This window comes from Gottfriedia sp. NPDC056225, from assembly GCF_042267765.1.
Taxonomy (GTDB): domain Bacteria; phylum Bacillota; class Bacilli; order Bacillales; family Bacillaceae_G; genus Gottfriedia.
Map to the genome: position 1 here is coordinate 12,961 of NZ_JBHJTJ010000049.1, position 14,552 is coordinate 27,512.

The window sequence follows — 14,552 nt, forward strand, 5'->3', positions numbered from 1 at the left end:
ATATTTATTAAAAAAACAGGCAGTAATGTTGTATAAGCAATTGTTATTTTGGAAATTAATTTTTTTCTTGACCTATTCAAGTTGATTTTATAAAATGACTAAAGGAATATTTTGACTAATTAAAAAAATAGTAGTGAAGGGAGAGGAAAATAAATGAAAGCAATCAGTAGTTTTTTAGTGAACGATTGGACCTTTTATTTATTTTTTGCTCCATTTAATTTTTTTAAAAGAACTATTGGTTGTAAAACCTATAGTTCTTTTTTTATGTCATCCTTTAATCTAGGGAGGATTATAAGGAATTCTTCACAATACCTGATTACAATTGAAAAGGAGCGGTTTTTATGGAATTTAGAGGAGCAAGCGTGTATGATCAAAATGATTTTTTTTCAACTTACATGAAACGAAGAAGTCGAAAAGATAGTCCGAATAATGCCATCGAAGGTCCAATTATGTATGAATTAATTGGTGATATTCAAGATAAATATATTTTAGATTTGGGTTGCGGTGACGCATCATTTGGGAAAGAACTTATACAATTAGGTGCACAAAAATATACAGGAGTTGAGGGATCGAAACAAATGGCTGATGTAGCAAATGTGAATTTACTTGGACTAAATGGAATGGTTCATTTGGAATCAATGGAATCTTTTTCCTACCCAGCTGAAACATATGATCTGGTTACATCTAGATTTGCTTTCCATTATGTATGTGAAATAGACAAGCTGTTTCAAAAAATTCATCGGACATTGAAAGAGAATGGTAGATTTGTCTTCAGCATTCAACACCCACTAACGACAGCATCGTTTACCAGTAAGCAATCAGGCGATAGACGTGAGAATTGGGTTGTAGATGATTATTTTGAAGATGGTGAAAGAAGAGAACCTTGGATTGACCGTGTAGTAGTGAAATACCATCGAACAATTGAACAATATTTCTATCATCTTAAACAAGCTGGCTTTAAGGTTTTAGACCTTCGCGAAGGAACGCCAAAACGGGAGAACTTTACTAGTGATGAAGAGTTTGCAAGAAGAAAGAGAATTCCTGTTGTATTGGCTTTTTCATGTAGTAAGTAAATGATGAGAGGAGTAATGGAAAATGAAAAATTCCACTACCTTGAAGATTGAACCTGTTACAATGCAAACCGTCGGAATAAAATATATCCATTTAAAAAAAATCAGAGAGCTGCTTGATGATTCACCTAGCTTTTTTATTCAGCATGGTTTCAATTTTTTCGATAGTGATCTCAGAAGGAGAGATGACGGATACCTCTTCTTGATCAATACTTTGAGCTAATAAACCAATTAAGGACTTAGACACAATTAAGCTTATATTTGTTTTATGAAGGTAAAGGTGACAAATCTTAGTCGGCATGAATTGGAGAATAAGGGAGCAGGGCTGGGAAAGTTTAAATACAGGGAATTCTCATATGGGACAGTATGATAAATGAAAGGGGAGAAGTTGAAACAGCCAAAGCATTAACTCGAATAAAGATGTTATTAAAAATAATAATAACACTAAAGATATTAATAACATATATATCGGAATTGAAATTAAAATTGAAACATATGACATTGATAACAACAATGTTGTTGTTATTGCCAAGTAGAAAAAATAAAAATTGAAAAAGATTAGAAGACTAATAGAATAAAAGAAGCGTTGTTAAGCTACTGCACAGGAAGTTAAGAATGACTTGATGAATAGTACCAGGGTTATTATGCATACATTTAATCTCCAACTTTGAAAATAGTTTGAAATAATGTTCATTAATATTGTTACTTCTTAATTTTTCGCTATTCCAAGAGGAGATAAGGTAATAAAAAAAGTAAGAACAATGCATTTTTGGATCTGCGTTATTGTTTCAGTTTTCTTATCTAATAAAAAATTTACCGTTAACTAATGATAGTTATGAATTTGAATTCAATGTTCCTGGTCATTTTACGGTTCACTAAGACTTTACAATCGGCTTTCATGAAGATAGAAAAGTGACGAATGAAAACTTATATTTAAAATAAACCCTCAATCGTAGGAGATGTAAAAATGGATTTCGTCATCGCCGTACTGGACGTGCTTTACTTACAAACCTATTGGAAAACAAGCTGATGCAGATATTAATTTTGATTGTGTAGTTGATGAAAAAAATGATATATGTAGAGAAAAACTACTTAATGCAAAATCCTACAATGACCTAAGAACCTACATAGAATAATAGAAAAAGAGAAAAATTAAATTAATCTCTTTAGAAAATAATTGCTACTGGTATTAACTTGAGTCTTTTATTGAAGGTATTTTTCTAAATTTGTTTTATCTTTCGATTTTATTTGTTACATAAATATTAGATTTTAGTGAATGACTTTGAAGTAAATAGGGTAAATAAGAAACCTCCAACCCACTGCTAAGACGGGGAGGAGGTTTTTTTACTTTATCTAAGATTGAATGGATTAATTAGTTTTATATATTTATTCAAAATAAAATATTTTAATTTTCTGAAATTTATTATTGAGTTGCCTGAATTGTTCAAAATGCCAATGGTATCAATTATATTTATAATTTAATTGAAAGAATATTCTGTAAATATAAAGGACTGGATATGGCTTAAAAAGGTATTTAAGAAAGGTCTTGGAATACAAGGATTATATAAGTCTTTATAAATGTAACTTCTTATACCGAATTATCCTCGAGCCCCTACATTATGTAGTACAAACTAACAATAGATGGAAATTAGAATAAAGAAACAAATTTACATAAAAATTCTATTTCAATATTCTATGACAAGGTAACACGCTTCCTCTAAAATGCTTTTAAAATGAAAAGGATTAGTGGTATTTGATGTTAAGATTTTTGTTAGATTACGGATTCAACAGAAGGTTGTAAGAAAATTAATACTATTCAGTAAATAAGGACGGTGCTACTATATTTTTAATTCAATTATTTTATTGAGGCAGGTGGTTAATAAAATGGAAGCGGATACACGAATTAGTAACACATCAAATCGAAAAGCTAAAGTCAAACCAAATTTACCCTGGGTAGAAAAAATTCCTAGTAAAGGTTGGTTACTGTTATCGTTTTCTGCCGCAATTATCTTTTGGACCATATTGTCCTATATTCCGTCCACATCGAGGAGCTTTCCGAATATTATTAAAGTCACGGAATCTATTGGGACGATGATCCAACGCGGTGTCTTTTGGAGTGATATTGTCAGTAGTTTAATTTCTGTTTTATCAGGATTTGTCCTTGGCTTTATTATTTCACTTCCCGTTGCTGTACTGATGGCATGGTATCGACCAATCCGGTTTATCATTGAACCTTGGATTCAATTTATCCGAAATATTCCACCTCTTGCCTATGTGCCACTGATTGTTATCTCAGCAGGAGTTGGGCGTACCCCGCAAATTATAGTTATTACTATAGCTACTTTTTTAACAATGTCCATAACGATTTATCAAGGGGTACGAAATATTGACCCTTACTTAATTAAAGCTGCAAGGGTTTTAGGTTCAAAAGACAGAGATATCTTTTTGAAAGTAATTGCTCCTGCTTCACTGCCGTTCATTATGACGGCGATTCGTTTAGGGACTGCGGTTGGATTAACATCATTAATTGCGGCTGAATCAACCGGTGCATCTGCTGGTTTAGGTATGAGAATTCGAGCGTTAAACAACACATTTGAGTCATCATCAATGCTTTTATACATTATTCTTGTTGGTATTATTGGGTTGATCTTTGAGTGGCTCGTGAAACTTCTTGAGAGGAGGTTAACAGGATGGCAGGAAAAGAGAGAACTGTAAAATTAAAAATAGAAAGTCTTCATAAGATGTATCCATCTCGTAATGGCGAAGTAACAGCTTTAAGCGGGATTAATCTAGATGTAATGGAAAGTGAGTTCATCACTGTTGTTGGTCCCTCAGGTTGTGGCAAGTCCACGTTACTGAATATTATAGCTGGATTGGAAAAGCCAACTTCAGGTAAGGTCTTTTGCGACAACCAAGAGATTATAGGTACAGGAACAGAAAGAGGAGTTGTGTTTCAACAATACGCCCTATTTCCTTGGCTAACGGTAAAGGGAAATGTTCTATTCGGTATTCATCTCCAAGGGATTAAAGGAAAAGAAGCTGATGAACTAGCCATGAAATATATAAGAATGGTGGATTTAGAGGATTTCATTAATCATTATCCTAAAGAATTATCAGGTGGAATGAAACAGCGTGTTGCAATTGCAAGGGCCTATGCTGCAAACCCTTCAGTTCTTTTAATGGATGAACCATTTGGTGCTCTTGATGCACAAACGAGGACCCAGCTCCAAGAAGAGCTGCTTCATACATGGGAAAAGGAACAAAAAACCTGTTTCTTTATTACTCATGATGTGGATGAAGCCATCCTTTTGGGGCAAAAGGTAGTTATTATGAGTGCTCGCCCGGGGCGGATAAAAGAAATAGTAGATATACCTATTCCATTCCCCCGTAATCAAGAATCGAAGTTATCTAAAGAATTTTTAGATGCTAAGAACTATATTTGGAGTCAAGTTTATAAAGAATACCTAGAAGTTAGAAAATGATAGATTACGAGAATTCCAAGATTTTTATTTAAAAGGAGAATCTACATATGAAAAGAATTATTAGTTTGATGATTTCCGCTCTTATTATGATTGCCTTAGTAGGTTGTTCAGGAAATGAAAGTGTTTCTGGAGAGAAAAAGGAAGATAAGAAACTGACAACGGTAAAGGTAGGCTATATGCCGAACTATGCAAGTTTAAATACCGTAGTGGCTGGAATGAAAACGGATAGCTTTAAAGAAGAAGGGATAAAGGTCAAATTAGTAGAATTTGCCGATGGACCAACGATTATTGCTGCATTGGAGTCAGGAAGTATTGATATTGGTTATATTGGTCCTGGTGCCCATGTTCTGCCAATTCAAGGAAAGGCAGATATTTTTGCCTTTTCCCAATTAGGTAATGGTGATGAAGTTATTGGAAATGTCAAAAAAGGTGTGAAATCGATTAACGATTTAAAGGGAAAAACGATCGCGGTTGCTCCTGGTACTTCTAGTGAAACAATCTTAAATTTGACTTTAGCAGAGGCTGGCTTAACTCAAGATGATGTAAAATTGATGAATATGGATGCATCCGCTATTGTTACCGCGATGATTTCTGGTAGCGTTGATGCGGTAGCAACATGGTCACCAAATACAATTGCCATTAAAAAGGAGATGGGAAAGGATGTCGTGATGTTATCTAATAACAAGAGATACGCAGACAAGTCACCATCAATTGCATCTTGGGTAGTGAAACCAGGCTATTCTGATAAGAACAAGGATCTTTTAGAAAGATTTACAAGAGGATTATTCAAAGGAATGGATTACCGGGTAGATCATTTAAATAAGGTAGCAGAATGGGTGGCAAAAGAAATTGCAGTGGATCCAAAGTCTGTATTAGATCAAACAGGTGATGGTGAATGGATTACAACAAAAGAGCTTGTGAAGCGGATTAAGGATGGAACATTAGAGGCGTACTATCAAAAGCAAGAGGAAAACTTTGTGGAAGCTGGGCGGCTTAAGAAAAAAGAGATGAGACCTGTAAAAGACTATGTTTTATTTGATAATATGCTGAATGCCGCAAATTAAAGAGATTATCTGTCAAAATGATTCGTCAAGACAATAAAAGGGCTATCAAGTTTGTTATATAGGTTATTTTTCAGTAATACCTTGCAAATTTCATTTATAAGAGAAGTGGTGAAAATCTATCTGTTAAAGGCCCTATAGGTTCAACTAGTATCATTAGGGAATATAGCCTTCTGATACTAGTACCACTCAATTCGTAAAAGGTGATATTCTCAATGCTCATTATCTTAATGATCTTTCTTACCATTTCGTCTATTATGGTGCTGATTGTAAAAAGGAATAAAGAATTGTTTTATATATTTGGTATGTGTATTAGTCTCGCTATCATGCTCTCCGGTATTCTCCTTTATATAGCGAAAAAAGGTGGAATTAGTAGGGAATTACAGAATTTCTTCTATTTCAATAGTGATCTGAAATTGAAAATTCAATATTTCCAAATCACCCTAGATCAATTAGGTCTAACTATTGCAATTGGGAGATATTTATTTCCACTTTTTCTTGCATTAATCGCTTTTCATTATTCTTTAATTCCTTGGCTGCAAAGAAACTACTGGGTGAAAAGAATAACCATCTTTATTCCTATTTTCTTAATTATTCTAGACTATCCGGATGTATTTCGGTTTCTTACAAACAACAATGAGATTTTGAAAAAAGCAATTGCAAGTGGGACTAATCTGATAATTGGGTTCTATATCATACTATCGATAACATTATTAATCTTTGAGGCATATTCGATCAAAGTAAAATATTTCCAAAGAAAATTTATTTTAATTATTTCATTCATTTTATCGTTAAGTTTGTTATATCTTCTCTATTTCGGTCAAGATCCTACACAAGTGTATCAATTATACTTATATGAAAATGGGATCTATTATATTAAGTCGGTCTTGTCAATTCCTTCATACATTTCAATTGTTGTCCTTAATGTGATCTTGGCCATAACCGGTTTTGTAAGTTTGTTTAAGTACACACATGAACAATTTAATTCAAGTCGCGAAGAGATTACAATTCAGCGAAAGTTTGACGCCATAAATACGGGAACCTCCGTTTTTGTGCATAGTATGAAAAATCAGCTGTTGGTCAACCGTGTGATATTTAAAAGAATAAATGTTACGGTAAGGCAAGAACATGTTGATTTGGAAAAATTGAAGGATTATATTCAAACCCTATCACAGCAAAATGAAAATATTCTTTTACGGATTGAAGAGCTTTATCGTTCTGTTAAAACGAATGCCATTCATATGATTCCCGTGAAATTACAAGACGTCATAGATTGTGCACTTGAGCGATTTTCGCAGAAGTATCCTGAAGAGTCAGTAAATGTTGATTTAGAAATCCAATGTAACCTATTAGCAGATAAAGTGCATTTAAGTGAGGCTATTTATAACTTGTTAATTAACGCACAGGAAGCTGTTAATGATTTTGATCCCACTGTTGACGAAGGGGTTTCATTACATTGTTATAACTCAAGTCAATATACAGTCATTGAAGTGAGGGATAAAGGGAGTGGAATTAGTAAAAAAGATTGGAAAAAAATTTATGAACCTTTTTATTCTACAAAAAACTCCAATCACAATTGGGGGATGGGTTTGCATTATTCTCAAACAATTGCAAAAGAACATTTTGGAAACCTTCGTTTTGAAAGTGAAGAAGGGAAAGGAAGTAGGTTTTATTTACTACTGCCTAAATTTAATGGGTAAAGAAGTGAATAATATTGAATTATCCAATTAAAATTATGATTGCGGATGATATCCAATTATTAGTAGAAGACCTTTCCGAACTACTTCAAAATCAAGAAGACATGGAAGTAGTGGCTACTGCAATCAGTGGGAAAGAAATTGTAGAACTCGCTAAAAAAATAGACCATGATATTATTCTAATGGATATTGAAATGGAAAGCGCTATTGCTGGGATTAAAGCCACTGAAAGAATACGAGATTGGGATAAAAATGAAAAGATTATTTATCTGACAGCTCATGAAACAAAAGAAGTAATCTTAATGGCGATGGGGACAGGAGCTATTGATTTTATCGTTAAGGGAATTTCAGAAAAAGATATACTAGCTCATATTCGAAATGCTTATAAGGGAAATTCCCTGCTTGATATGAAGGTTCAACAAGTGGTTATGCAAGAATATATTCGATTGCAGCAGTCTGAGAAAAGCCTACTCTTCTTTATCCACAATATATCAAATCTTACCAACACAGAACGACAATTAATTGAATTCTTTTTAAAAGGAATGAAGGTAAATGAGATTGCTAAGGCGAGAAGGGTAGAGGTAGTTACAATTAAATCTCAGATTAACACTTTATTAAAGAAATTCGGTGTTTCACGAACAAAAGAAATCGTCAAAACCTTAAAGGATTTGAACTTGGCACATTTATTTTTATAGGTCGATAATGAAATAGAGTGTCTATTTTTTATCTATCCTTTATGAACATAGTAATCAGGAGGTTTTTTTAATGAGAATTGTTTATTTTGATATTGACTCACTTCGACCAGATCATTTAGGATGCTATGGGTATGCACGGAACACAAGCCCTAATATTGATAAAATAGCTAGTCAAGGGGTTCTGTTTAACCAGATGTATTGTGCTTCATCTCCATGTGTACCCGCTCGGTCTAGTTTTATTTCAGGGCGCTTCGGAATTAATCATGGAGCTTTAACACATTGGGGACCTGGTTGTAAGTTTTATTATCCAGAAGGGGATTTCCATAGTAAAGAGATGCCATTCTTTACGAGATATTTACGTGAAGCGAATCACCGTACTATTACCTTTTCTTCTTTTGGTGATCGACATCATGCCTGGTGGTTTTTCGCAGGGTGGGATGAAGTCCATACCCATACGTTAAAAGGTGGTACAGAAGATGCGCATGAAGTAAATAATGCAGTTCTACCATGGATCAAAAAGCATGGTGCCGATGATAACTATTTTCTTCATATTCAATATTGGGACCCGCATTCGGCCTATACCTATCCGAAAGAGTATGCGGAGCAATTTTCGGATGATTTAATTCAAGAATTTCCGGATGAGACAGCTATTCAAATGCATCGGAAAGATTCATTTCCGCGGTCGGCTAAATTTCTGCATTGGACAGAAGATTACAGTACGCTCCCAAAGGAGACGATGCCATATGAAATTGAAAATCGGGAGGATTTTAAAAAGTTGATAGATGGGTATGACGGTGGTATTTCCTATATGGACAAACACCTTGGACAAATCGTTGATGCCTATCGTGAACTAGGAATTGAAGATGAGATTTGTTTCATCATTACGGCAGATCATGCAGAGTCTTTTGGAGAGCAAGGATCTTACCTGGAGCATGGAATGGCCACTAAAGCAGTCCATCATATTCCACTCATTATCCGGGTTCCTGGAATGGCAGAGGGGAAAGTAACTAATCACTTTATTTATAATGTGGATATTATGGCCACTGTAGCAGAAATGCTGGGATTACCTGTTCCAACAGGTTGGGATGGCACTTCGTTTTTGCCTATTCTAAAGGAGGAAGAAATGGAGGGACGAGATTATCTGGTTCTAGAACATGGATTGTATGCCTGCCAACGAGCTGTGGTTGATCGAAAATGGTATTTCCTTTATACGTATCACCAGGGATTCTATCATATTGATGATGTTATTCTATATGATCTAGAAAATGATCCTTATCAGACAGTCAATTTGGCAAAGGACTATCCGGAAGTAGTAGAGAAAATGTTTCTCCGTTTATCAAAATGGGTGGAAGATAATCTCGCTAAAAATGGAGTTGGAAAAGATCCAATGCGAGAAATACTTGCAACCGGAGGACCTTTCCGTTACCTAGAGCCGCAAGATTGGATCCTTCGTCTAGAAAATGCTGGCTGGAATAAAGAAGCGGATGAATATCGAAAGAAGTATATTAAGCCAGCTGTACAATATTAATCTTGCAATCTGATTTAATCTGAAGTATGCGAAGATTGAGGGGTTGGTTTAAATAGGAAAAAAGTTTATGTACTTGTCATATCCTGACTATCGAACGTAGATAAGAATCATGTGTAAAAATATCTGAAGGCATAAATATTTCTCTGTTTAAGTGATAAAAAACTTTCACTTAATTGATTATAAAACGTACGTTTGTGAAAAAGTTTGTTCGTATCATATTTTTTTGTACCACAATAAAAAAGACCTGTAAAAAATCTAGAGTTTAAGCAGAAATTAAATTTTTGAGAGTCTATTATTGAGTTGGTGAGGTGTAGAATGAAAAAATTATGTAACAAAATTCTGGCATTTGTAATGGCATTAGCAATGGCATTTTCGGTTATTTTGGGTATGGTGACTTCACCATTACCAACAGCAAAAGCGGCAACAACGGCAATAACAACGAATAATATTATTCCTGCTCCGCTAAGCTACACAGCAGGCACAGGCAATTTTATAGTAGATCCCAATACTAAGATTTATGTAAACGGCACATCTCAAGCGCAAACAGATGAAATCCGCAACAATATAGGTAACTACCTTCAGAGCAAGATGGCGCCTTCAACTGGTTATCGATTAACTGTTGTCGAGGGAAGTACACCTCCGTTAGACAGTATTTATCTTACAATTGGTACCCCATCACACGCAGGAGTAGAAGCCTATGATTTAACAGTTACTACAACAAATATAACCATCACAGCGAGGGACCAACAAGGACTTTTCAGAGGTATTCAGTCTATCAGGCAGCTTCTTCCGCCTCAGATTGACAGCCCTACACTTGTAGAAGGAGTTAGCTGGACTGTTCCTTGCTCTACTATACAAGATGCCCCGACATATGCAATTCGCGGCTATATGCTTGACGTAGCAAGACACTTCTTCACCGTAGCTGAAGTTGAGCGTCAGATTGACTTAGCAGCGGAATATAAGCTCAATGAATACCACTTACACCTTACAGATGATCAAGCCTGGCGTATACAAATTTCCGGTAATTTAGATGAAAATGACCCGTATTCAAACTTGACTTCACCAACAAATGTAAACAATCAGGTTAATTCCTCCCAATTCAATGCCGCTCCAGTGCCGAGTGCGACGACACCCAATGCTACAAATGTCCCTGATTTGACTTATCCTGGTGGTTCGAAACAGTATTACACAATGGCCGATTTGAAGGAAATTATCGATTATGCAAACGCAAGATATATTGACCTTATACCGGAAATTGATCTCCCGAGCCATATCAATGCAGCTATCACAGCATTACCGGTTCTTAATGCAAACCCATTAAATAAAGCTGGTACAGGTAGCGTGTATTCAGGAACAAATGTAGGTTTCAACGCATTACAGGCAGTTGATACACCTAGTTATTCATCTTCATTGACATATAAGTTTGTTGAAGACGTCATCAGTCAAATAGCAACAGTGTCTACATCGCCGTACATCCATATCGGTGGTGATGAATCTTCCGCTGTAATTAGCTCAGCCAATTATTCTACGTTTATGAAGCAGATAGCTACAATTTTAGCAAAATATCACAAAAAGATGATTGGTTGGAACCCGGTTGAAGGAGCATTTGCACCATCATCAGGAGAGCCAACAGGTAATGAAGCTCCGGCAGGCTCAATCAGTGAATATTGGAACGGTAGTGCTAGTATAAGTAAAGCTCAGTCTTATGGGATGAAAGTTTTGTTTGCACCTTTTAGCAGCGCATACTTCTCAAGAAGAAATAATACCAATAATGATATTCCGGTAGGCAGAGTGAATAGTCCAATATCGGTACAAAAAGCATACCAATGGGACCCGACAACTAGTGATGGCGTATCATCTAACCCGAGCATGATAGCAGGTGTTGAAGGTGCTTTGTGGTCAGAGACAGTTTACAATCACCAAGAGGGTATAGATGCTTTAACATATCCTAGACTTCTGGCGCTGATGGAAGTGGGCTGGACACCAGTTTCGCAAAGAAATTACTCCAATTTCTTGCCAAGACTGCAAGCTCAACAGGAAAGATTTGCAGTTGAAAAGATTAACTATTATAATGACCCGTTGGTATTTGAGCAACCAACATCGCCACCGTCATTACAAGATATGCACTTCATGTTTGATGAGGGCATAGGAAACACAGTTACAGATGCAGTAAACGGCATAAGTTATCCAATTTCAGGAACAGTAACATGGGATCCTGATCACAGCGGTAATGCCAATGCTGCACTTAATTTTGATGGTAAAAGCACATATATTAATCTTAACTCCTCATCAAGAGGTGCTACGGATTATTCGGGTGATTGGTCTGTTTCAATGTGGATAGACCCACATACATTATCAAGTGGTGGGCTTGCAAAACCATTTGATAATATTTTAGGAGGCTCTACAGCTACCATTAAGCTTAGGCAATATATTTCTAGCGGTGCAGGAACAAATATCGGAGTGTCAAAAAGTGGAAGTTACGATGCCCAATTTTCATATGCACCTGCAGTAGGAACATGGATATATGTGACGATAACACAAGCTGGTACGACACAAACTCTTTATATTAATGGCTCACAAGTAAGTCAACAGAACGTATCGTCACCGGCTAATCTTCCGCTTCAATTCATAGGTGCAGGTTGGAAAGTCGGAGCAACTTCACCGACTCCTATAGCAACAATTAGCGCATCGATGTCAGACTTGCTCGTAAGTGGCAGAGAACTCACTTCGAATGAAGTTTTGGCTCTTTATACCAATGGAGAAGTTGCTGACCATACAAAACTTGAGACAGCAATTAGATCTGCTACAACTAAAGTAAATAGTTCAGTGGTAGGAAAGGATTATGGTGAATATCCTCAGTGGGCAGTTGATGCACTCAACGCGGCAATTACGAAAGCAAAATCAACTGATGCGGATACAGGAGCTATTCAAACCACAATTGAAAACGCAACAGCCACTCTCAAAAATGCAGTCACAGCGTTTGAAGCGCAACAGCTACCTTGCAAAGTAAACTTTGATTCGCAAGACGGTTCGAGTGTTGACAGTCAGTTTGTGCCGGTAGGTCAAACAGCTGTACAACCGAGCAATCCGACAAAAGTCGGATATGTATTCGGAGGTTGGGCGCTAAACGGTAGCCCGTATGATTTCTCTAAGCCTGTTACATCTGATATGACACTTATGGCGATTTGGTACGTGAGTATTGCATCTATCGAGTCTCACATCAGTGCTTTTGAAACTAGCGGGGATATAGATAACCATGGGATAGCAAACAGTCTAAAGCAAAAACTCCGGAACAATGACTTGAACGGGTTCATAAACGAGGTTCAGGCACAGTCTGGGAAGCACATTTCAACGTACGGGGCGAGTATTCTTGTTCGTGACGCCAAGTGGCTACAAAACCAGTAAGATTCCTTTTCATCTATCAAAATAGACGGATATTCAAAGCTAGTAGGGATTCATGAAGCTGTACATCACTCGTTAAATTTAAAGATGAAAACAAAATCAAAATAGATAATGATAATAAGCTAGTGAATCTCTAATGAGAGTCGTATAGTAGAATCCATCGTATCCGTACTAGAAGTAAGAATGATGAAAAAGCTCCGATTGATTAACTTTTATTATTAAGGATTTTTTCTCATGAAAGGTTTAAATACGGAGGCTGAGTATGAATGATGCAGTAGAGAAGCACAAAGAAACAATTGATTCTAAATATATACAACAACATTTAGCAAATGAAAGAACTTATCTTGCTTGGGTAAGAACAAGCATAACAATTATGGGAGTTGGCTTTTTAATCACGAATCTTCATTTTTCAACTCTGAATTCAAATGCAAAAATAGGAAATACTTTATCAAAAATAATCGGATTATCTTCAATAATTGTTGGGATTTTTGCATTAATTATTTCAACGATCAGTTATTTTATCAAAGGAAATGATATTAATAACCAAACATTTAAATTTTCAAGGCTATTGGTTGTTTATTTATCGGTAGCTTCAATTCTTATCTTTATTATTTTTGGAGTATATTATTTAGATGTTTGGGGATTATTTTAAATCGTTAAGAACTTACAATGAAATGATAATGATATTAAATTTGAGAAGAATTTCTTTGTTGATATAAAACAAAGAATAGTAATTTACTACCATTTCATGTTATGTCAATTAAAAACTGTACATGTGGAGTGTTGTCATAACTTGAAAGAAGTGATCAATAAAAGATGCTACGGTGAGTTTAAAGAGCCTTCTAATTCTGGGCTCTTTATTTTTTGTTACTGTGGCCAGTAATCTGCTATTTACTAATTAGTGAAAGTCCAGTCAATTAAGAACCAATTTGCCTGAGCTTCATCCCCAATTAAGCTAGCAAGCAGGTATGATGCGTATCTACTTGATAACATATAACCCGTTAATCGTAGTTGCCTTCTTTTTAAATGACTAGTTTCTACTATTATATAAGTTATTATCAAAACCAGAAGGTGGATTTATTCTTCCATACAAATCCCACATTTGTATCCCATTTTTCATGTTTACCCAAGTAAATTTAGGTAGTATTAATACGTTTACGACCTAAACTAGTTGAAATGATTAAATATCAGCACTATTTTCTCTTTCATGTTTCGCATACCAATGACGAAAGAAATAAGCAAGTATCTTACTATTATAGGTGTGATGATACGTACAAATAAATGAAATAACAAGCGATTAACAAAAAGGTGGAGCTAAAATTCCACCTTTTATATGTTGTTTCTGACGCATTATGATTTAATTTTAGATACAGGCATTAATTAAATAGTGTTTTTATTGTTAAAAAGATTAAAAATATCGTAGAATGATTTTGTTTAATGCCTTTTACCTTGGGCTTATTGTCAATTTTATAGTAAACATATCGATGTTTTTAATGTTTTATCAACTCGGGATCGAGAAGTAATTTAGTGTTTAAGAAAGATAATGAAGGCGGAGATTGAATTACTAGTAACGTAAACTGCGGGTAAATGAGAAGAGGATATCAAACTCCTAAAATT

Annotated in this window: 9 protein-coding genes; all 9 read left to right on the plus strand. The window is 35.3% G+C overall.

The window, feature by feature from the left end:
• Positions 1 to 341 precede the first annotated feature (341 nt).
• Positions 342 to 1,073: a class I SAM-dependent methyltransferase gene (locus ACFCYN_RS21390; RefSeq protein WP_375951641.1), complete on the plus strand. Its 732-nt coding sequence runs from the start codon at positions 342 to 344 to the stop codon at positions 1,071 to 1,073.
• Positions 1,074 to 2,954: 1,881 nt separating this feature from the next.
• Positions 2,955 to 3,785, plus strand: coding sequence for an ABC transporter permease (locus tag ACFCYN_RS21395; RefSeq protein ID WP_375951643.1), 831 nt, complete (start codon positions 2,955 to 2,957; stop codon positions 3,783 to 3,785).
• Positions 3,761 to 4,552 (plus strand): ABC transporter ATP-binding protein, encoded by a 792-nt coding sequence (locus ACFCYN_RS21400; protein ID WP_375951644.1) that lies wholly within the window; start codon positions 3,761 to 3,763, stop codon positions 4,550 to 4,552. Before ACFCYN_RS21395 ends, ACFCYN_RS21400 begins: the two co-directional genes overlap by 25 nt.
• Before the next feature lie 47 nt (positions 4,553 to 4,599).
• A complete protein-coding gene (locus ACFCYN_RS21405) occupies positions 4,600 to 5,616 on the plus strand; it encodes an ABC transporter substrate-binding protein (protein ID WP_375951646.1) in 1,017 nt (338 codons plus the stop codon).
• A gap of 212 nt (positions 5,617 to 5,828) precedes the next feature.
• A complete protein-coding gene (locus ACFCYN_RS21410; protein WP_375951648.1) occupies positions 5,829 to 7,313 on the plus strand; it encodes a sensor histidine kinase in 1,485 nt (494 codons plus the stop codon).
• Positions 7,314 to 7,327: 14 nt separating this feature from the next.
• Positions 7,328 to 8,005, plus strand: a complete 678-nt coding sequence (locus tag ACFCYN_RS21415) for a response regulator (RefSeq protein WP_375951650.1) — start codon at positions 7,328 to 7,330, stop codon at positions 8,003 to 8,005.
• A 70-nt stretch (positions 8,006 to 8,075) separates the two neighbouring features.
• Entirely contained in the window at positions 8,076 to 9,533 is a 1,458-nt protein-coding gene (locus tag ACFCYN_RS21420; protein WP_375951652.1) for a sulfatase family protein, read from the plus strand.
• 315 nt (positions 9,534 to 9,848) lie between these two features.
• Positions 9,849 to 12,938 (plus strand): family 20 glycosylhydrolase, encoded by a 3,090-nt coding sequence (locus ACFCYN_RS21425; protein ID WP_375951654.1) that lies wholly within the window; start codon positions 9,849 to 9,851, stop codon positions 12,936 to 12,938.
• Positions 12,939 to 13,197: 259 nt separating this feature from the next.
• Positions 13,198 to 13,587, plus strand: coding sequence for a YidH family protein (locus ACFCYN_RS21430; RefSeq protein WP_172447989.1), 390 nt, complete (start codon positions 13,198 to 13,200; stop codon positions 13,585 to 13,587).
• Positions 13,588 to 14,552 lie beyond the last annotated feature (965 nt).

What these genes read in the sequence shown, in the direction of transcription:
- ACFCYN_RS21400 (WP_375951644.1), top strand. Translation starts at nt 3,761, where the DNA reads ATGGCAGGAAAAGAGAGAACTGTAAAATTAAAAATAGAAAGTCTTCAT.
- ACFCYN_RS21420 (WP_375951652.1), top strand. Translation starts at nt 8,076, where the DNA reads ATGAGAATTGTTTATTTTGATATTGACTCACTTCGACCAGATCATTTA.
- ACFCYN_RS21395 (WP_375951643.1), top strand. Translation starts at nt 2,955, where the DNA reads ATGGAAGCGGATACACGAATTAGTAACACATCAAATCGAAAAGCTAAA.
- ACFCYN_RS21390 (WP_375951641.1), top strand. Translation starts at nt 342, where the DNA reads ATGGAATTTAGAGGAGCAAGCGTGTATGATCAAAATGATTTTTTTTCA.
- ACFCYN_RS21430 (WP_172447989.1), top strand. Translation starts at nt 13,198, where the DNA reads ATGAATGATGCAGTAGAGAAGCACAAAGAAACAATTGATTCTAAATAT.
- ACFCYN_RS21425 (WP_375951654.1), top strand. Translation starts at nt 9,849, where the DNA reads ATGAAAAAATTATGTAACAAAATTCTGGCATTTGTAATGGCATTAGCA.
- ACFCYN_RS21410 (WP_375951648.1), top strand. Translation starts at nt 5,829, where the DNA reads ATGCTCATTATCTTAATGATCTTTCTTACCATTTCGTCTATTATGGTG.
- ACFCYN_RS21405 (WP_375951646.1), top strand. Translation starts at nt 4,600, where the DNA reads ATGAAAAGAATTATTAGTTTGATGATTTCCGCTCTTATTATGATTGCC.